A 19,952-nucleotide genomic window follows, 5' to 3' on the forward strand; every position below is an offset into this window, starting at 1 on the left:
CTCCTCCACTTTCCATGGATGGTTTTTGCGGCGCTTCCCCGCGCCGCTTATCGTCGGGGCCGCATGCGCGGATGCGCCGCGGCCGGGTACTTACAGCAAAAGGGTGCGTGGCTCAGGACACCGCTGCCACCTCCGGGTGCAGCGCCTCGTAGGCGGCGGCGAAGCCGGGGTCGCGCTGGCGCAGGTCGTCGTGGCTGACCTGGCCCGTGCGGCGCATGTAGTCGTAGGCGAAGGACACGGGGTCCAGGTGCATCTTGTCGGCCACGTTCTCGTACCAGTCCAGGCTGCGCGCGGCGGCGGTCTGGAAATTGGCCGATGCCGGACGGCGCTGCGCCTCGAAGTGCGCGAAGGCGGCCTGCGTGTCTTCCGGATGCTGGGTGAGGCCCTGGTGCAGCGCGATCGCGTCCTGCATCGCCATGCGGGTGCCGGAGCCGAGCGAGAAATGCACGGTGCGCAGCGCATCGCCCAGCAGGACGATGTTGCGATGCGACCAGCGTTCGTTGCGCACGATGTTGGCCTCGAACCAGAGGGAACGGTTGCCCAGCAGTTCGTTGGCGCCCAGGTCGGCGCGGAACACCTCGGCGCAATATTGGCGGCTTGCGTCCTCGCTGGCCGTGTCCAGGCCGGCGCGCTGCCAGGTGTCCGGGTCCACTTCCACCAGGAAGGTGCTGAGGTCCTTGCTGTACTGGTAGCTGTGCGCGATGAAGATACCGTGGTCCGTTTCGCGGAAGATCAGCGATACCGGATGAAAGCGCTGGCGTGTGCCGTACCAGGCGAACTTGTTGCGGCGGCGTTCGAAGCTGGGCCGGAAGTGTTCGGCGTACTGCTTGCGCACGGCGCTGTTGCTGCCGTCCGCGGCCACGACCATGTCCACTTCCGCGGCCAGCCGCTCCACGTCGTCGATCTGCTGTTCGTGCAGGATCTGGACGCCGGCCTCCAGGCAGGCTTTTTCCAGGACTTCCAGCATGTCGATGCGGGCCGTGCGCGAGAAATGGTTGCCCTGGACCTGGACGCGGGCGCCTTGGTGGATGATCTCCATGTAGTCGCAGCGTTCGTGGTGCGCGACGAAGGCCTTGAAGAATTCGGGGTCCGCTTCGCGCAGGAAGGCCAGGCCGATGTCCGAGAACACCACGCCCCAGCCGTAGGTGGCGCCGCGCGGGTTCCGTTCGTAAACGGTGATTTCATGTTGCGGCGCATGCTTCTTGGCAAGCAGCGAAAAGTACAGGCCGGCGGGGCCCGCTCCGATGACAGCGATCTTCATTTGGCTTCACTCCTGTTTGCTTCGGCCTGCGCGCAGGCTTGCCGATATGACTGCAGCGCGCCGCGCAGCGCGGCGGGTACTTCGATGGCGCGCCGTTCGCCGCGCGCCACGCAGATCGGGGTCAGCCTGGCGTCGAACGCGGGCTGGCCCCGCACGCTGCCGGCGACGTGCAGGGTGTAGGTGCGGGTGCGGATTTCCTCGACCCTGACGCACATGTCGAATTCCTCGTCCGGCCACAGCGAGGCCTGGAAGTCGAACGACAGCGCGCGCGTCGGCGTGCCGAAGCCGTGCTCATCCTTGATGCGCTGCGGCGTGCCATTGAACAGGTGGCCGTAGAACAGTTCGGCGGCCGATAGCACGTATTCGCCGAACGTGACGGTGTAGACCACGCCCGCGGGATCGCAGTCGCCCCATTTGACGCGGCGGCGCACGATGAAAGGCGTTTCGCTCAGGACGTATTCAGTGCTGGTCATTGCCGTTCTCCCGGGCCTTGGCGGCTTCCTGGTTGAGCATTTCCGCGACGCTATGGCGCAGGGCCGCCTTGTCGAGCTTGCCGACCTTGGTGACGGGGAAGGCTTCGATCTGCTCGATGCGTTCCGGACACTTGTATTTGGCGAGCCCCTGGCCGGTGAGGAAGTCCGCCAGCTCCGTCAGGCCGGGCGCCGTGTGGCCGGGCCGGACGATGATGAAGATGCAGCCTTTTTCGCCATAGAAGGGGTCGGGCATGGCCACCAGGCGCGCTTCGGAAATGGCCGGATGCGCGCCCACCAGCGCCTCGACTTCCTCGCAGCCGATCTTCTCGCCGCCGCGGTTGATGTTGTCGCGCAGGCGGCCTTCGAAGGCGTAGCAGGTTGCGCCATCGACCACGCGCGCCGTCATCATGTCGCCGGTACGGTAATAGCCGTCCGAGGTGTACGCGGAGGCGTTGGCCGCGGGAGCGTCGAAGAACCCGGGCAGCGTGGCGGGGCCGCGGAAGCAGAGTTCGCCCATCTGGCCTTCGGCCACGGGTTCCTCGGTGCCGGGCGCGAGCAGGCGGATGTCGTCCTCGGGACAGCCCGAGCGGCCTTGCGTATGGTGCCGTTCGTACTCGGACGCGTCGGCGGGCGAGCCCAGCAGCAATCCTTCCGTGATGCCGAACAGGTTGGAGCAGGGCACGTTCAGGTGCGCTTCAAGCCGGTCCGCGGCGCTCATGGTGATGAACAGGCGCAGGGACGACAGGTCGTAGTTCGCCAGGTCGGCGAAGGCCATGATCTGCGGCGCTATCGGCCCGATGGACATGGCGCGGGTGACGCGGTGGCGCTCGATCAGTTCCAGCATGCGTGGCACGTCGACCCGCGGCATCAGCACCGCGGAAACGCCCATGGCGATGACGGGAATCAGCACATAGACCTGGGCCGCGTTGTGCAGCAAGGGCAGGGCCCAGATGATGCGGTCGTCGTCCTGCATCTTGTAGCGCCGGGCGCAGGCCAGTGAATGGCCCAGGTACTCGGCATGGAAGCGCGGGATGATCTTGGGCATGCCGGTCGTGCCGCCCGACAGCTGGAAGCTCAGCACGTCTTCGCAGCCGGGGCCTTGCTCGGCGAGGATGAGGCGGGCCTCGGCCAGCGGCATCGCATCCAGCAGCGCGTGCAGGGACACGCCATGCGGCGAGTCGCCGCGCGCCACGACCAGGTGCTCCAGCGTGTCGCTGGCGGCCAGCATGCCGGCGGCGAAGGCGGGCAGATCGAACTTGCCGAAGTCGGCCTGCACGAAATAGCCGCGGGCGCGGGTCTGGCGCGACAACTGGCCGATCTCCAGTTCGCGGTGCTGCGGCAGGGAACAGACGGGGACGATCCCCGCCTTGTAGCAGGCAAGCAGGGCCAGCGCCGTTTCCAGCGTGGTGCCCATCTGGAAGATGGCGCGGTCCGCGGGCGCGAGGCCCAGCTTCAGCAGCGCGGCGGCCAGCCGGTCGGTCTGTTCGTCCAGCTCGCGAAAGCTCAGGCTGCCTTCGTCGATGATCAGCGCGGTGCGCTCGGGGCAGCGCTGGGCGGTGGCGTGCAGCGCCGCGCCGACGGTCGAAGGTTCCCAGGCGCCGCTGGCGAAGTACTGGCGCGCCCGCTCGGGGTGGTGGTAGATCACGCCCTCTATGGGGTGGCGTATATCTCGCATGATGGTCTCCTCCAGGCCCGTGTCTCAGTGCCGCGCGGCCGAGATCCGCACGCGGTCCCGGTCCAGTACGTCGATCGTGCCGCTGACGCCGCCGGTGAACAAGCCATACCAGACGGCGGGCTTGAGTCCCAGGGCCTTGCGCTGGAATTCCACCGGGCCGTCGGAGACGATGCAGTCGAAATGCTCGCCCGGCACCACGGTGCAGTTTTCGCGACCCGAGGCGTCCTCGACCAGGGATGAAAACTCTTCGACGCGCGGCACGAAGATCCGCACGGACGGTTCGACGCCGCCATCCGCCAGCTCCAGCCGCTCTTCCAGCAGCGCCGCCTTGCGCGCCCAGACGTCGTCGATGTGCTGGATGCGCCCGCCGGTTGATTCCGCATCGGCTTCGGCCTGCATGGCCGCCTGCAGCGTCAGGGCGGCGTCGATCGAGTCGACTTCGCCCAGCGGCCGCAGCTTGCGCGTGAATTCGATGAAATAGCCGTTCGGATCGCGCACGTAGATGGATTCGATCACTTCATGGCGGGTTTCGACCGAGACTTCCAGCCCGGCATCCTGCAACTTCTGCTTCCAGGCCTTGAGCTCGTCCTCGCTTTCCACCAGCCAGGCGGTATGCGTGGCGTCGAACACGTGGTCTTCCGGCAGCGGCCGCATGCGGCTGCGTCCGCGCAGCGCCTCGGGTTCGTCGGAACCCAGGTAGTAGAAGAAGGCGATGGTGCTGCCCTGGCCGCTGTCGAAGAAGAAATGCAGGAAGTCCGGGTGCGTGGCGGGACCCCAGCCGCGCGCCGAGATCACATGCACCAGCGGCAGGCCGAGGATGTCGCGATAGAAGGCGACGGTTTCGCGCAGGCGCCAGGTGGGCCGCGCCGTATGGTCCACGCCGTGCAGGCGCAGGGGGGCGGGGGTCTTGGGAGTTGCAGTCATGACTTGCTCCGTCGGCATTCGGATTACAGGAAACGTTGGCGCAGCCAGGCGGCCAGTTCGCGGCCGGCCGCGTAGCGCCCGGGCTCTTCGCCTTCAACCAGCGCGCGGCCGTGGTGATCGCCGCGGATGCGCAGGTGGGTCTTGTCCGGCGCGGGGATGGCGTCGTGGATGGCGCGCACGTCGGAAGGGAAACAGGCCTGGTCGCCCGTGTATTCGACGATCAGGGTGGGCTGACTGATGCCGCCGGCGGTGCGCGCCATGCTGGCGTTGGAAGACAGGCCGGACCAGGTTGACAGCCAGCTCTCGGGCGTGCAGAAGCGGGCGAAGCCGACGGCGCCGTAGTTCGACGCGTACGGATCCTTGCCCCAGAGCGAGCCCGGGTGGCGGTCCGAAGGATCCAGGCTGAGGTCCAGGCAACGCAGGTCGGCGTCGGTGCGCCAGACCACCAGCACCGGCGTGTGTGCGGCCTGGCGCCGGCGTTCGGCCGAGGCGTCGGCGCCGCTCTTGACGTCGGCGCGGGCCGCCAGGCGGTCGGCGATCATCTGCCGCGCCTGCGCGTCCAGGCGCGCCACGCGGTCGCGCTGCGCCTGGCGGTAGCGGGCGACGAACTCCGGCGCATAGCGCGCCTGGCCCTTGGGCCGATAACCGTTCTCGGGCGCCAGCGGATCCAGGTCCGGCGTTACCGACAGCGCGTCGTTCTCGTCGGCGATGGACGGATCGATGCAGTTCAGCAGCAGCGAGCCCTGGCCCGGGTGCGGGCCCACCAGCACCAGGCCGTGCACTTCGGGCATGTCCAGTTCATCCAGCCCGCTGGACTTGCCGCCCGGTGTGCGAGCGACGCGCTCGCCAGCGGGCAGGCCGGCCTGCTGCGCATAGAACGCGTACAGGCCGGCGCCGCCGGAATTGCCCAGCAGCACGATTTTCTTGAAGCCCTGTTCGCGCAGGAAGCGCAGGCCGGCGGCCACGTCCTGCAGCGCCTGTTCGTGTTCCAGCCTGAGATCGTTGCCGACCGAGCGCGCCCCTTGCGACCACGCCGCAAGACCGGCGCCGACGATGTCGGGGATCAGGTAGTGGCAGGCCATGAACTCGCGTGGATGCATCACGCAGACCACGGTGTCGGGACGGGGGCCGGCCGGCTGGTACAGCGATCCGGAAGTGGCGGCGCCGTCGGCGGTGCGCAGCACGACGTTGCGGGTCGAGGCGCCGGCGGGCAGGTCGCGCGGATTCCAATCGGTGTTGAGAAAGCCTGCGGTGATCTGGCTGGAGGGGGCGGCGGTAGTCACATTCGTCTCCTGTGGCGATGGTCCTGGGACCTCGGTTTGACGTATTAGACGAATATTTGACTTTAGTGTCAATTAAATTTAAAAAACTGACAGTGGCGTCAAAAATTGGGGACTCACTCACGGGAAAACGCCGGCCGGCGCGGCTTGGAGACGTAAACGCGCATGCCATAATTTCGGGACGGGGCCGTCCCGGACGGTCCATTCGAGGAACATCGCAACGTGAACGACGCAAGCACCAAGGGAGCGCTGAAGGGCGAAGCGCTGCGCACCGCCATACTCGACGCCGCGGCGACGCTATTCATCAAGCGCGGCAGCGGCGGCACCAGCATCCAGGACATTGCCGAATCCCTGGGACTGAGCCGCACCGCCGTCTACTACTACTTCAAGAGCAAGGACGAGATCCTGCGTTCGCTGACCGAGGACGTGCTGAGCGCGGCCAAGAAAATGGCCGGCGAGACCGCCACCCGCGAGGACCTGGATCCGGTCGAGGCGCTGCGCGCGCTGGTCACGCGGCATGCCGACCTGATCCTGTCGCGCACCGCCGAGTTCCGCGTGGCCGACCGTACCGAGGCCGACATGACGCCCAAGCAGCGCGCCGCCGTGCAGGCGTCGCGCCGCAACGTGCTGGAGAACTTCAGCCGCGTCATCGAAAACGGCATCCGCGACGGCCAGTTCCGCATGGTCGATCCGCACGTCGCCGCCTTCAGTCTCATCGGCATGTGCAACTGGTCTGCGTGGTGGTACAAGCCGGATGGCCGGCTGAGCCGCGCCGAAGTCGCGGCCATCATGGCCGATATGGCGGTGCAATCATTGCTGCGCGACGCGTCGCGGCGCCCCAGGTCGCCGGACGTGAGCGAGTCCTTGCGGCTGGTGCGCGAGGACCTGGACTACCTGGAAAAGCTGGTGCTGCCTGGCGGGCAGCAGCCCTGATTTCCAATGCGCTGGTCGTTCATGGGCAGATACCGTGAGCCGGTGGCCGGACGGAGGGATCCGAAGCGCAGCCCCACCGGGGCGAGCATCGGAATCCCGCAGTCTGGGCGCCGGCGACTCAAGAACCCTGTTTCACAAAACTGAAACGCTAGGGCTTCGAGCTTGCGGATGCCGGAGTTCTTTAGCCGCCGAGGCTGCCCTGCGCCATTCCGATGCTCGCCCCGGTGGGGCTGCGCTTCGGATGGCTCCGGGGTCCTCGGCTGGCAGTCGCCTGATGCATTGGCTTTGGATCCCGTTCATGGGCAGATGCCGTGAGCCGGTGGCCGGACGGAGGGATCCGAAGCGCAGCCCCACCGGGGCGAGCATCGGAATCCCGCAGTCTGGGCGCCGGCGACTCAAGAACCCTGTCTCACAAAACTGAAACGCTAGGGCTTCGAGCTTGCGGATGCCGGAGTTCTTTAGCCGCCGAGGCTGCCCTGCGCCATTCCGATGCTCGCCCCGGTGGGGCTGCGCTTCGGATGGCTCCGGGGTCCTCGGCTGGCAGTCGCCTGATGCACTGGCTTTGGATCCCGTTCATGGGCAGATGCCGTGAGCCGGTGTCCGGGCGGAGGGATCCGAAGCGCAGCCCCATCGGGGCGAGCATCGGAATCCCGCAGTCCGGGCGCCGGCGACTCAAGGACCCAGTCTCGGGGGACTCCAGCGGTGGCGGAAGTGCATTGTTTATCCGCTTCGGCCTTGCCCGTCGTACGCAAGCATGGGTTCTCTTGTACCGCCTGGCTGCAGCAATGCCCGCCGTGCCCGGGTCTGCTAACCGACTTTCCCCGTCAGACGTCGCGCCGCCTCCTGTACCGACGCCAGATGGGCGGCGACATAACGGTGGACGGGCGCGGTCAGCGTCACCGCCGCGGCGATCTCGCCATCGAGCAGAAAGACGGGCGCGGATATGCCCGCCACTTCCGCCAGGCGGTCACCGATGGCGGCGAAATAGCCGTCGGTGCGGATGCGGGCGTACAGCTCCTGCTCAGGCCCCGGCGCGTGGCCCAGCACCGGGTCATAGGCCGTCAATACGCGTCCGCCACTGCCGCGATCCAGCGGCAGCAGATCGCCTGCGCGGATGTGGTCGCGCACCGGGTGCGGTGAATCCACGCGGTACAGACACAGGCGCGCGTCGCCCTGGCGCACGTGGTAGGCCGCGCTTTCGCCTGTCGCCGCGACCAGGTCGCGCAGCACGGGCAGGACTACGTGTTCCAGCGAAAACGAAGAGGCGTAGATGCCGTGCAGGCGCGCGATCTCCCCGCCCAAGGCATAACGGCCGTCGTCCAGGCGTTGGATCCACCCGGCATGTTCCAGCGACGCCAACAGCCGCAGGACCGTGCTCTTGTACAGGCGCGTGCGCTCGGCCAGTTCGCCCAGCGACAGGGCCTTGTCCCCCGGCGCATAAACCGACATCAGGCTGAGCGCGCGGTCTACCGCAGCCACGCCGCCTTGGGCGGCATCGGTATCGGCCAGTGATTCCGTGGCGGCTTTACGCGGCATGCGCGGCTCCGTGGGGTTGATTCCGGGGCGGGACCATATTCCATCCTTTAGAACGAATGACGGCATTGTAGGCGCTGCCTAATGCCCCGCTCGTGGTTTTCCTGTACGCCCCGGCGCTTGACAGCTACGGTCGGTGAATTCAATAATTCTATCTAAAGAAACATCGTTCTATTAGATAGAATTATTGGAGATTTCAAACATGGCCCAGCCCAACGACCGCAAACCCGACGTCCTGATCAGCGAGGTCGGTCCGCGCGATGGCTTGCAGTCGGTCAAGGCGACCATGCCCACCGCCGACAAGCTGCGCTGGATCGATGCGCTGGTCGCGGCCGGCGTGCGCGAAATCGAAGTGGCTTCCTTCGTGCCGGCGCGCCTGCTGCCGCAGATGGCGGATGCTGCCGAGGTGGTGCGGCATGCGGCGCGCCATCCGGCGCTTACCGTCATGGCGCTGGTGCCCAACCTGCGCGGCGCCGAGGCGGCGCTGCGGGCAGGCGTTCACAAATTGACGATGCCGGTCTCCGCCAGCCGCGAGCATTCGCTGGCCAATGTGCGCAAGACGCCCGAGGAAATGGTGGAGGAGGTCCGGGCGATCGCGCGGCTGCGCGACGAGCTGGCTCCCGCGGTGAAGCTGGAGGCCGGCATTTCAACGGCCTTCGGCTGCACCTTGCAGGGCGTGGTGCCCGAAGACGAGGTCATCCGCCTGGCGGCGCTGTGCGTGGCCGCGGGCGCCGACGAATCGGGGCTTTCGGACACCGTGGGCTATGCCAATCCCGCGCAAGTGCGGCGGCTGTTCCGTCGCCTGCGCGCAGAAATCGGGGAGCAGGCGGGCGCGGCCCACATGCACAACACGCGTGGCCTGGGCCTGGCCAACTGCCTCGCTGCCTGGGAGGAAGGCGTGCGCACTTTTGATAGTTCGCTGGGCGGCCTGGGCGGATGCCCCTATGCGCCGGGCGCGTCCGGCAACGTCGTCACCGAAGACCTGGTCTTCATGTTCGAGGCCATGGGCGTGCGCACCGGCATTGACCTGAATGGAATCCTTGCCGCACGCGCGCCGCTGGCGGCCGGCCTGCCCGGCGAGCCGTTGTATGGCATGACCCCCGACGCCGGCTTGCCCAAGGGATTCGTCCAGCGGGCCTGATCGGCCATTCCCGCAGGCCTACGACCTAGATACACGCGGCCAGGCCGGCCTTTGCCGTAATGGCCCTTACTTGCAGAAGATCCACACCCATGTCCAGCCACGCCCATCCGCGCCTTCCGTATGAAAACATCCGCGTCGTCGAATTCACCCACATGGTCATGGGTCCTACCTGCGGCATGCTGCTGGCGGACCTTGGCGCCGAAGTCATCAAGGTCGAACCGGTAGGCGGCGACAGCACGCGCCGGCTGTTGGGTTCGGGCGCGGGCTTCTTCCCCATGTTCAACCGCAACAAGAAGAGCATCGCCCTGGACCTGAAGCAGCCCGAGGGCATAGAGGCCGCGTTGCGCCTGATCGACTCGGCCGACATCGTGAGCGAGAACTTCAAGGCCGGCGTCATGCAGAAGCTGGGCCTGGACTACGCCACGCTCAAGCAACGCAATCCCCGCCTGATCTACGTGAGCCACAAGGGCTTCCTGCCCGGACCCTACGAACACCGGACGGCGCTGGATGAAGTCGTGCAGATGATGGGCGGTCTGGCCTATATGACGGGGCGTCCCGGCGATCCGCTGCGTGCGGGCGCCAGCGTCAACGACATCATGGGCGGCATGTTCGGCGCCATCGGCGCCATGGCGGCCCTGGCGCAGCGCGAGCAGACGGGAGAGGGCACGGAAGTGCAGGCCTCGCTGTTCGAGAACAACGTCTTCCTGGTGGGGCAGCACATGATGCAGTACGCCGTCACCGGACGCGCTGCCGCGCCCATGCCCGGCCGCATCTCGGCCTGGGCCATCTATGACGTGTTCACCGTCAAGGGCGGCGAACAGATCTTCCTGGCCGTGGTCAGCGACAAGCAATGGGGCACCTTCTGTCGCGCCTTCGGCTTGGCCGAGCTGCTGGCCGATCCGCGCCTGGCCAGCAACAACGACCGCGTGCAGGCGCGCGACTGGCTGATGCCGCAGCTGCGCTCGCACTTGGCGGACCGCAGCGCGGCCGAGTTGGCGGCGGTGTTCGAGCATGAAGGGTTGCCCTTCGCGCCGATCACGCGGCCTGAGCAACTGTTCGACGATCCGCATCTGGCGGCTACCGGCGGTCTCGCGCCCATCACCCTGGAGGACGGGCGCGAGTCCCTGGCGCCGCTCGCGCCTTTCACGCTGGGCGGCGCCCAGCCCGGAATACGCCTGCAGCCGCCTGCGGTGGGCGAACACACCGACGCGCTGCTGCGCGGCGTCGGCTATCGCGACGACGAAATCGCAGCCTTGAAAGCAAGGCAAATCACACAAGGAGACTAACCATGATCACGCTATCCCGCCGCGCTTTCCTGGGCGCGGCGATGTGCGCTGCGGCCTTGCCGCTGCGCGCCCAGACCGCAGCCGCCTATCCGAACGGGCGGCCTGTGCGCCTAATCGTTCCCTATACGCCGGGCGGCGGCACGGATTCAGTGGCGCGCGCCATCGCGGCCAAGGTCACTGCGCTGGCCGGCTGGTCGGTGGTGGTGGAGAACCGTCCCGGGGCGGGCGGCAACATCGGCATGGATTTCGTCGCCAAGGCCAAGCCGGACGGCTACATGCTGGGCCTGGGCCAGACCGCCAACCTGGCCATCAATCCCGCCCTGATGCCGCAGATTCCCTTCGACGCGGAAAAGGACTTCGCGGCGGTCTCCCTGATCGCATCGCTGCCGGTCGTGCTGGTGGTCAAGGCCAACGCACGTTGGCAAACCTTGGCCGACTTGATCAAGGACGCGCGGGCCGAGCCTGGCGCCATCAAGCAGGCGCTGGCGGGTTCCGGCACGGTGGGCCATCTGGCGGGCGAACTGCTCGCCTATCAGGGCAAGTTCCAAGTGCTTAACGTGCCCTATCGCGGCGCGGCGCCTGCGCTCAACGACTTGTTGGGCGGCAATACCGACTACATGTTCGCCACGCCGCAGGCCGCGCAGGAAATGCTCAAGGGCAAGGTGCTGCGGCCGTTGGCCGTCAGCTCGCGCGCGCGGCTGGAGATCCTGCCCGATGTGCCCACCGTGGCCGAGTCCGGCTACGAGGGCTTCGAGGCGCTGGACTGGAAGGCGCTGGTCGCGCCGGCCGGCACCCCGCCCGAGGTGGTCCGGGCCGTCAACGCGGTAGTGGAGAAGGTGCTGGCGGATCCGGCCACAGTTGCCATGTTCACCGCTGAGGGCAGTACGGCCATGGGCGGATCTCCGGAGGCCGCGCAGCGCTACATCCAGGAAGAACAGAAGAAGTGGGCGCGCCTGATACGCGAAGCCGGCATCCAGACCGCCGCCTGACGCGCGCCGCAGACCATACCAGGAGACAAATCCGTGAAGCATCTTTTAGGAATTGCCGCGCTTGCCTGCGCTGTCGTGGCACAGCCCGCGCTGGGCAGTACCGGGTCGCAATGGCCCGAACGTTCCATCCGCCTGGTCGTACCGTTTCCCGCAGGCGGTCCGACCGATATCGCCGCGCGCGTGGTCGGCAAGGCGCTCTCCGACCGCTTGGGCACGCCTTTCGTCATCGAGAACAAGGCCGGCGCGCATGGCTTCATCGGCGCAGGCGACGTCGCCCGCAGCAAGCCGGACGGATACACGCTGATGATGGCCAGCATCGGCACCATGGCAATCAACCCGGGGCTCTATCCCGACATTCCCTACGATGCGAACAAGGACTTCACGCCCCTGGCGCTGGTCCTTACGGTGCCCATCGCAGTCGTGATCAACCCGCAACAGATGCCGGCGCAGACCGTGGGCGAGCTCGTGGACTACCTGAAAGCCCACCCAGATCGCGTGAACTACGGCTCGGCGGGGAATGGCGGCTCTTCCCACCTGGTGCCGGAGTATTTCAAGTACAAGACCGGCACCTCCATGACCCACATTCCCTACAAGGGCTCAAGCCCGGCAGTGACCGATCTGGTGGCGGGTCAGGTCCAGGTCATGTTCGATACGCTGCTGACCAGCACGCCTTTCGTGAAGGCCGGCAAACTGCGCATGCTGGCTGTCACGACAGCGCAGCGGCTGCCGGACTATCCAGAAGTGCCAACCATGGCCGAGGCCTTGGGCGCGCCGGATTTCGAAGCCTCGTCCTGGTTTGCGATGTATGCGCCGGCAGGCACGCCGCAGGCGGTGCAGCAAAAGTTGTCCCTGGCCATCAACCAGGCCCTGGGCGACGCGGCGGTGAAGCAGCGCTTGGCTGAACTGGGCGCGATTCCGGCAGGCGGCACGCCGGGCGAACTGGCGGACTTCCAGCGGGCTGAGCAGCGCAAATGGGCGCAGGTCATCAAGGCGGCGGGAATACTCCCGGACTGACCCTGCAGGCTGGGCCATGCGTCAGGCCTCGGGGCCAGGACGCAGCCGGCCAGCCTTCCACTTCAACCGCAGCCTCTCCAGCGCCAGATACACGATCGGCGTGGTGTACAGCGTCAGGAACTGGCTGATCATCAGCCCGCCGACGATGGCGATGCCCAGCGGGCGGCGCAGCTCGGAGCCTTCGCCCATACCCAGCACCAGGGGCAGGGCGCCCAGCAGCCCCGCCAGGTTGGTCATGACGATGGGGCGCAGCCGCAGCATGGCGGCGCGGTGGATGGCCTGTTCCGGCGTGAGCCCTTCGCGCCGTTCCAGGCTGAGCGCGAAGTCGATCATCAGGATGGCGTTCTTCATGACGATGCCCACCAGCAGGAACAGTCCCAAGAGCGCGATCAGCGTGAATTCGATGCCGGCCAGGCGCAGCGCCAGCAGCGCGCCCACGCCGGCGGACGGCAAGGTCGACAGGATGGTGAGCGGATGCAGCGGGCTTTCGTACAGGATGCCCAGCACCAGGTAGATCGCTACCAGCACCGCCAGGATCAGCCAGGGCTGGTCCTGCAGGCTTTGCTGGAAGTTGCGCGCATCGCCGCCCAGGCGGGTCTGGATGTACGAGGGCACCATCAGCTCGGCCATGGTCTTGTCGATGGCGGCCAGGGCCTGTTGCAGCGATACGCCCTCGGCCAATGAAAAGCCCACGCCCACGGCGGCGAACAGGCCGTCATGGAACACGCGGTCGTTCACCAGGCCGTAGTCATAAGTGGCGAAGGCCGTCAGCGGCACGCGCGTGCCGTCGGCGGCGACCACCTGCACCTGCTCCAGCACCTCGGGGTCCTCGGTGTAGCGCGGGTCCAGCTCCAGCACCACGCGGTACTGGTTCATGGCGTCGTACAGCGTGGCGACCTGGCGCTGGCTGAACGAGTTGCTGAGCACGCTGCTAATGGTGCCCATGTCCACGCCCAGGCGCTGCGCGGCGGCGCGGTCTATGTCGATCACGACCTGCTGGGTGGCGCCGTCGCCTTCCGCGTCGACGTCGCGCAGTTCGGGGATCTCCTGCATGGCCTTGGAGATCTTGCGCGACCATTGCCGCAGCGCCGGCACGTCGCTGGCCATGATGGCCAGTTCATGGTCGCCCGAATTACCGAACCCGCCGGGCATGCGCAGGTCCTGGTCCACGTTCAGGAAGAACATGCCGCCCGGCACTGCCGGCGCATTGGTGCGCAGCCAGTTGATGACCTCGGTCGACGATTCCTGGCGTTCGGCGGCGGGCTTCAGGCGGATCAGGAACAGGGAATTGCTGATGCCCAGGCTGCCGCCGTTGTAGCCGATGACGTCCTGCACCGCCGGATGCTTGAGCACCAGTTGGCGGTACTGGTCGATCTTGGGCTGCATGACCTGGAACGAGAAGCCGTCGTCGCCGCGCACGAAGCCCACCAACTGGCCGGTGTCCTGCACCGGCAGGAAGCCCTTGGGCGCCTGCACGTACAGGTAGACATTCAGCCCCACCACGCCGGCCAGCAGCAATAGCGTCAGGCGGGCATGGCCCAGCACCCGCCACAGGGTGTTGCCGTACCAGGCATGCAGGCGTTCGAAGATCGCCTGCATGCGCGATGGACGCGCGTTCGCCATGTGCGCGGCGGGAACGGCGGGCCTGAGCCAGCGGGCGCACAGGCTGGGGATGATGGCGACCGAGACCACCAGCGAGATGACGGTGGCGGCGACCAGGGTGATGGAGAACTCGCGGAACAGCCGCTCGACCAGGCCGCCCATGAACAGGATGGAGACGAAAACCACGCTCAGCGCCACGGTCATGGCCACCAGCGTGAAGCCTACTTCGCGCACGCCGCGCAGCGCGGCCTTGCGCGGCGAGAGGCCGCGCTCGATATGGCGCGAGATGTTCTCCAGCACCACGATGGCATCGTCCACCACCAGGCCGGCCGCGACGATCAGCGCCATCAGCGACAGATTGTTCAGCGAAAAGCCCCACAGGTACATGACGGCGAAGGTGGCGATCAGGCACACCGGAATCGCCACGCTGGGAATGGCCGCGGCCCGTGCATTGCCCAGGAACGCCCACACCACCAGGATCACCAGCGCGGTGGCCAGCCCCAGCGTGATGTGCGCTTCGCGCAAGGTGGCGTTGATGCCAGGCGAGCGGTCCAGCGCCACGGTCAGGTCCACGTCGGCCGGCATCAGCGCGCGCAGGCCGGGCAGGGCCTGGTTGATGGCGCCTATGGTTTCGATGATGTTCGAACCGGGCTGGCGGCTGATTGTCAGGACCACGGCCGGGTTGCGGTTGTGAAAGCCGCTGCTGTAGCGGTTTTCGACGGAATCGCTGACGCGTGCGATCTGCGACAGCCGGATCACGGCGCCGTCCTGGTGGCGCACGATCAGGCTTTCGTAGTCCCCCGCGGCGCGGGGTTGTTCGGGCGTACCGACTTCCCAGCGCCGGCTGGCGGAATCCAACTGGCCTTGCGGCCGCATGGGCGCGGCGTCGGCGATGGCCTGGCGCACTTCATCCAGCGCCACGCCATAGTGGGCCAGGGCGTTGGAATTGACCTGTACGCGCACCGCGGGCAGGGAGCTGCCGCCCATGGTTACTTCGCCCACGCCGTTGATCTGCGAAATCTTCTGCGCCAGCACGGTCGAGCCCAGGTCGTAGAGTTCGCCCGCGGGACGGGTGGGCGAACTGAGCGCCAGTGCCATGATCGGCGCCTGGGACGGGTTGACCTTGCGATAGCTGGGATTGCCGGGCATGCCGGCGGGCAACTCGGCGCGGGCCGCGTTGATGGCCGCCTGCACGTCGCGCGCGGCCTCGTTGATGTCGCGATCCAGGTCGAACTGCAGCTGTACGCGGGTCGCGCCCTGGTTGCTGGAGGACGTCATGGCGCTGACGCCGGCGATGCTGCCCAGCGCGCGCTCCAGCGGCGCGGCCACGGTGCTGGCCATGCTTTCTGGACTGGCGCCCGGCAGTTCGGCGCGCACCTCGATGGTGGGAAAGTCGACCTGGGGCAAGGGCGCGACCGGCAGCAGCCGCCATGCGACCGCACCCAGCAGGGTCAGCGCGATCGCCAGGAAGATGCAGGCGGTCGGGCGGTGCAGCAAGGCGCGGATCATGGCGCGGGGCCTTCAACCCCGGGTTTGGCGGCTGCGGCGCCGCGGCGCTGGCCCAGGCGGTGGAAGAACAGGTACACGGCGGGCGTGGTGAACAGGGTCAGCACCTGGCTGACCAGCAGCCCGCCCACCATGACCCAGCCCAGCGGCTGGCGCAGTTCCGCGCCCGAGCCCGTAGCCAGCATCAGCGGCAGCGCGCCGAACAGCGCGGCCAGCGTCGTCATCAGAATGGGACGCAGGCGCAGCAGCGCGGCTTCGCGGATGGCGGCCTGCGGCGCCAGGCCGCGCGAGCGTTCTGCCTCCAGGGCAAAGTCCACCATCATGATGCCGTTCTTCTTCACCAGCCCGATCAGCAGGATGATGCCGATGACGGCGATCAGGTCCAGCGGACGCCCGGTAAGCAGTAGCGCCAGGAAGGCGCCCACCGCGGCCGAGGGCAGGGTGGACAGGATGGTCACCGGGTGGATGGCGCTTTCATACAGCATGCCCAGCACCAGGTACATGGTGACCACCGCGGCCAGCATCAGCCACAGCGTGTTCGACAGCGAGGCCTGGAAGGCCGCGGCAGCCCCCTGCAAGCGCAGCTCCACGCTGACCGGCATGCCGATCTCCTGCCGCGCCGATTCGATGGCGGCGATGGCCTCCCCCAGGGAGCCGCCGGCGGGCAGGTTGAAGGACAGATTGACCGCGGGGAACTGCGACAAGTGGTTCACGGCCAGCGGCGTCGCGCGTTCGCTGACGGTGGCCAGCGCCGACAGCGGGATCGCCTGGCCGTCCTCGGTCTGCAGATGGATGCGTTCCAGCGCGTCCGGGTTCAGCGCCAGCTTGCGGTCCACTTCCAGCACGACCCGGTACTGGTTGGACTGCGTGAATAGGGTGGCCACCTGGCGCTGCCCAAAGGCGTTGTAGAGGGTCTGCGCCACGTCGTCCATCGTCACGCCCAGGCGGGCGGCGGCGTCGCGAGAGACCTGCAGGTAGGCCTGGCGGCCGTCGCCTTGCAGGTCGGTGGAAACGTCGGCCAGCGCGGGCGACTGCGCCAGGCGTTCGGCCAGGGCATGGGTCCAGCGCGCCAACAGCGCGCTGTCGGGGGAGGTCAGCGTGAACTGGTACTGGCCGCGGCTCACGCGGTCCTCGATATTGAGTTCCTGCACCGGCTGCAGATAGAGCGAGATGCCCTGGACCTCGCGGGCGCGCGCATCCAGCCGCGCCATGATGTCCGCCAGCGGCGCGCTGCGGTCCGACCAGGGCTTCAGGTTGATCAGCAAGCGGCCGGTATTCAAGGTGGTGTTCATGCCGTCGATGCCGATGAAGGACGACAGGCTGGCCACGTCGGGGTCGGCCAGCAGTGTCTCGGCCACCGCCTGCTGGCGCCGCGACATGGCGTCGAACGAGGTGCTCTGGGACGATTGCGTGACCCCTTGCAGCGTGCCGCCGTCCTGGGTCGGGAAGAAGCCCTTCGGCACGGCCAGGTACAGCAGCCCGGTCAGCGCCACCGTCGCCAGCATCACGGCCAGCGTCAGCCGTTGATGGCGCAAGGTCAGGTCCAGCCAACGGGCGTAGCCGGCCTGGATGCGGTCCAGCAGCCCCGGGCGCGTCGCTTCGTGCGCGGGCAGCAGCCGCGCGCACATCATCGGCGTCAGCGTCAGCGACACCGCCAGCGATATCAGGATGGCGACCGCCAGCGTCACAGCGAACTCGCGGAACAGACGGCCCACCACGTCTTCCATGAACAGCAGCGGAATCAGCACGGCGATCAGCGACAGCGTCAGGGACACCAGCGTGAAGCCGATCTGGCCGGCGCCCTTGAGCGCGGCCGACATGGGGCTGTGGCCTTGCTCGCGGTAGCGCGCAATGTTTTCCAGCATCACGATGGCGTCGTCCACCACGAAGCCCGCGCCTATCGTCAGGGCCATCAGCGTCAGGTTGTTGGTGGAGAAGCCCGCCAGATGCATGAAGCCGAAGGTGCCGATCAGCGACAAGGGGACCGCCAGGCTGGGGATCAGCGTGGCGGGCAGGTTGCGCAGGAACAGGAACGTCACCAGCACCACCAGGCCCACGGCGAAGGCCAGTTCCCATTGCACGCCGCGCACCGATGCGCGGATGCTCTCGGTGCGGTCCGTCAGCACGCGGACCTGCGCGGCGGCGGGCAGGCTGGCCGTCAGTTGCGGCAGCAGCGCCTTGACCTGGTCGGCCACGGCGATGACGTTGGCGCCCGGCTGGCGCTGGATGTTGACCAACACGGCCGGCTGCTTGTCGACCCAGGCGGCCAGATAGCGGTCTTCCGCCCCGTCTTCGACCGTGGCGACCTGGCCCAGCCGCACCGGCGCGCCGTTGCGCCAGGCCACGATCAGTTCGCGGTATTCCTCGGCGCTTTGCAGCTGGTCGTTGGCGTCCATGATGACCGAGCGCACCGGCCCGTCGAAGCTGCCCTTGGGCTGGTTCGAATTGGCCTTGCTGATGGCTTCCTGCACGTCGGCCAGCTGCAGGCCGCGCGCGGCCAGCGCCATGGGATTGACCTGCACCCGCACCGCCGGCCGCTGGCCGCCCGCCAGGCTGACCATGCCCACGCCGGACAACTGCGACAGGCGCTGCGTCATGCGGGTGTCGACCAGGTCGTAGACCTGGGGCAAGGGCAGGGAATCCGACGTTACCGCCAGCGTCAGGATAGGCACGTCGGCGGGGTTGACCTTGCGGTACACGGGCGGCGTCGGCAGGTCATTGGGCAGCAGCGCGCCGCTGGCGCTGATGGCCGCCTGGACTTCCTGCTCGGCCACGCCCAGCGACACGTCCAACGCGAATTGCAGCGTGATCACAGAGATGCCGCTGCCGCTGGTGGAGGACATCTGCTTCAGGCCCGGTATCTGCCCGAAGCGCCGTTCCAGCGGCGCGGTGACGGTGCGCGCCGTCACGTTCGGACTGGCGCCGGGGTACTGCGTGGTCACCTGGATGATGGGGTAATCCACCTGCGGCAGCGCCGCCACGGGCAACATGCGCCACGCCAGGATGCCCGACAGCAGCAGGGCGATCATCAGGAAGGACGTGGCGACGGGGCGCAGGATGAAGGGGCGCGACAGGCTCATGATTTCTGCGATTCGACAATTTGCACGTCGCGGCCGTCGTGCAGGCGGTCTACGCCTTCGACCACCACGCGTTCGCCTTCGGCCAGGCCGGCCTGCACCACGATGCGGCCAGCGTTGGCCGGGCCCAGCTCCAGCACGCGGCGCGTGGCGCGCGTGTCCTCGCCGATCACGAACACGAAGGCGCCCTCGGAGCCGTACTGCACCGCGGCCGTGGGAATGGAAATGACGTTGTCCTGCTGTACCACCGCCAGCCGGATGTTCACGAACTGGTTCGGAAACAGCGATTCGTCGGCGTTGGCGAAGCGCGCGCGTAGCCGGACGGTGCCGCTGGCGGCCTGGATGCGGTTGTCCAGCGCCTCCAAAGTGCCTTCGGCCAGCAGACGGCGGTCGTCCGCGTCCCAGGCCTGGACCCGCAGCGCGGCGTCGCGCGCCTGGGCCTGGCGCAGGATGTCCAGGCGCGTTTCGGAAATGCTGAAGAGCGCCGAGATCGGCCGGGTCTGGACCAGCGTGGTCAGGCCCTCGGCGTCAGCTGCGCGCACATGGTTGCCGGCGTCGATGCGGCGCAGCCCGATGCGGCCGTCGTGGGGCGCAACGATACGGGTGTGGTCCAGCAGGCGCCGGGCGTCGGCCACCTGGGCCTGGTTGCGTAGCCGCTGGGCCGCATAGGCGCGCACCTGGGCTTCGGCGGTATCCAATTGTTGACCCGACACCGCTTCCTGGCGCGCCAGCTTGCGGTAGCGCTGCAGATCGGCCTCGGCGTTCTCCAGCAGCGCCTGGGTGCGCGCCAGTTCGCCTTCGGCAGCGGCCAGCGCCGCAAGGTAGGGACGCGCATCGATCTCGGCCAGCAGTTGCCCGCGCGTCACGGCCTGGCCTTCAGTGAAATGCAGCTTCAGCAGTTCGCCATCGACCTGGCTGCGCAGGGTCACCTGCGCCAGGGGCGTGATGGTGCCAAGCGCATGCAGGTCGCGCTGCAGCGGACCGGCGCTGGCAGCCTCGACCGCGACGGCGACAGGGATCTGGCCATACTCGGGCGGACGCGCGGCGGGTGTGCCCTTGGACCCGACGTACCAGAGCGCCAGGGCAGCCAATATGACCAGCGCGGCGGCGATCAGGACCAGGCGTTTGCGTGGGAAATGAGGGCCCGTGGAAAGGGGCAGGGACATCGGGACTGCCAGGCTAGGGGGTTACGGACAGTCCGGATTCTATATGAATAAAAACTATTCGCGTTTTTAAGTCAGTGAAATGTCAGCTTCGA

General features: G+C 67.6%; 14 protein-coding genes. 5 read left to right on the top strand and 9 right to left on the bottom strand.

The features are described from left to right. Positions 1–112 precede the first annotated feature (112 nt). The 5 genes from IB257_RS02255 to IB257_RS02275 are packed head-to-tail and all read right to left on the bottom strand — an operon-like array spanning position 113 to position 5,616. A complete protein-coding gene (locus tag IB257_RS02255) occupies positions 113–1,261 on the bottom strand; it encodes an FAD-dependent monooxygenase (RefSeq protein WP_192354220.1) in 1,149 nt (382 codons plus the stop codon). Next, positions 1,258–1,734 (bottom strand): thioesterase family protein, encoded by a 477-nt coding sequence (locus tag IB257_RS02260; RefSeq protein WP_054456830.1) that lies wholly within the window; start codon positions 1,732–1,734, stop codon positions 1,258–1,260. The genes IB257_RS02255 and IB257_RS02260 overlap by 4 nt, the downstream gene beginning before the upstream one ends. Then, complete coding sequence (locus IB257_RS02265) at positions 1,721–3,409, bottom strand: AMP-binding protein (RefSeq protein WP_054456831.1); 1,689 nt, start codon at positions 3,407–3,409, stop codon at positions 1,721–1,723. The genes IB257_RS02260 and IB257_RS02265 overlap by 14 nt, the downstream gene beginning before the upstream one ends. A gap of 24 nt (positions 3,410–3,433) precedes the next feature. Then, positions 3,434–4,333: a VOC family protein gene (locus IB257_RS02270; protein WP_192354221.1), complete on the bottom strand. Its 900-nt coding sequence runs from the start codon at positions 4,331–4,333 to the stop codon at positions 3,434–3,436. Between the two features lie 23 nt (positions 4,334–4,356). Then, complete coding sequence (locus tag IB257_RS02275) at positions 4,357–5,616, bottom strand: alpha/beta hydrolase (protein ID WP_175160634.1); 1,260 nt, start codon at positions 5,614–5,616, stop codon at positions 4,357–4,359. A 219-nt stretch (positions 5,617–5,835) separates the two neighbouring features. Here IB257_RS02275 and IB257_RS02280 point away from each other — a divergent pair, with 219 nt between their 5' ends. Further along, entirely contained in the window at positions 5,836–6,546 is a 711-nt protein-coding gene (locus IB257_RS02280) for a TetR/AcrR family transcriptional regulator (protein WP_054456834.1), read from the top strand. A gap of 807 nt (positions 6,547–7,353) precedes the next feature. Here the strand turns inward: IB257_RS02280 and IB257_RS02285 are convergent. Further along, a complete protein-coding gene (locus tag IB257_RS02285; RefSeq protein WP_054454791.1) occupies positions 7,354–8,082 on the bottom strand; it encodes an IclR family transcriptional regulator in 729 nt (242 codons plus the stop codon). A 199-nt stretch (positions 8,083–8,281) separates the two neighbouring features. On the opposite strand from IB257_RS02285, the gene IB257_RS02290 reads away from it, so the two are divergent. The 4 genes from IB257_RS02290 (at position 8,282) to IB257_RS02305 (ending at position 12,509) form a co-directional block, all read left to right on the top strand. Continuing rightward, complete coding sequence (locus IB257_RS02290; RefSeq protein ID WP_175180845.1) at positions 8,282–9,220, top strand: hydroxymethylglutaryl-CoA lyase; 939 nt, start codon at positions 8,282–8,284, stop codon at positions 9,218–9,220. 89 nt (positions 9,221–9,309) lie between these two features. Continuing rightward, entirely contained in the window at positions 9,310–10,506 is a 1,197-nt protein-coding gene (locus IB257_RS02295; RefSeq protein WP_175180846.1) for a CaiB/BaiF CoA-transferase family protein, read from the top strand. Positions 10,507–10,508: 2 nt separating this feature from the next. After that, the gene (locus IB257_RS02300; protein ID WP_054454785.1) at positions 10,509–11,495 is read left to right on the top strand and encodes a tripartite tricarboxylate transporter substrate binding protein; all 987 of its coding nucleotides are present in this window, start codon (positions 10,509–10,511) and stop codon (positions 11,493–11,495) included. Between the two features lie 33 nt (positions 11,496–11,528). Continuing rightward, entirely contained in the window at positions 11,529–12,509 is a 981-nt protein-coding gene (locus tag IB257_RS02305; protein WP_233564587.1) for a tripartite tricarboxylate transporter substrate binding protein, read from the top strand. Positions 12,510–12,530: 21 nt separating this feature from the next. Here the strand turns inward: IB257_RS02305 and IB257_RS02310 are convergent, their stop codons facing one another. Genes IB257_RS02310 through IB257_RS02320 form a run of 3 tightly spaced genes read right to left on the bottom strand, consistent with a single transcriptional unit; the run spans position 12,531 to position 19,860 of the window. Further along, a complete protein-coding gene (locus IB257_RS02310) occupies positions 12,531–15,620 on the bottom strand; it encodes an efflux RND transporter permease subunit (protein WP_175213278.1) in 3,090 nt (1,029 codons plus the stop codon). Continuing rightward, positions 15,617–18,697, bottom strand: coding sequence for a multidrug efflux RND transporter permease subunit (locus IB257_RS02315; RefSeq protein ID WP_192491798.1), 3,081 nt, complete (start codon positions 18,695–18,697; stop codon positions 15,617–15,619). Before IB257_RS02315 ends, IB257_RS02310 begins: the two co-directional genes overlap by 4 nt. Then, positions 18,694–19,860, bottom strand: a complete 1,167-nt coding sequence (locus IB257_RS02320) for an efflux RND transporter periplasmic adaptor subunit (protein WP_192491799.1) — start codon at positions 19,858–19,860, stop codon at positions 18,694–18,696. Before IB257_RS02320 ends, IB257_RS02315 begins: the two co-directional genes overlap by 4 nt. Between the last annotated feature and the right edge of the window lie 92 nt (positions 19,861–19,952).

Source organism: Achromobacter sp. ACM03 (assembly GCF_014851665.1).
Taxonomy (GTDB): Bacteria; Pseudomonadota; Gammaproteobacteria; order Burkholderiales; family Burkholderiaceae_B; genus Achromobacter; species Achromobacter aegrifaciens.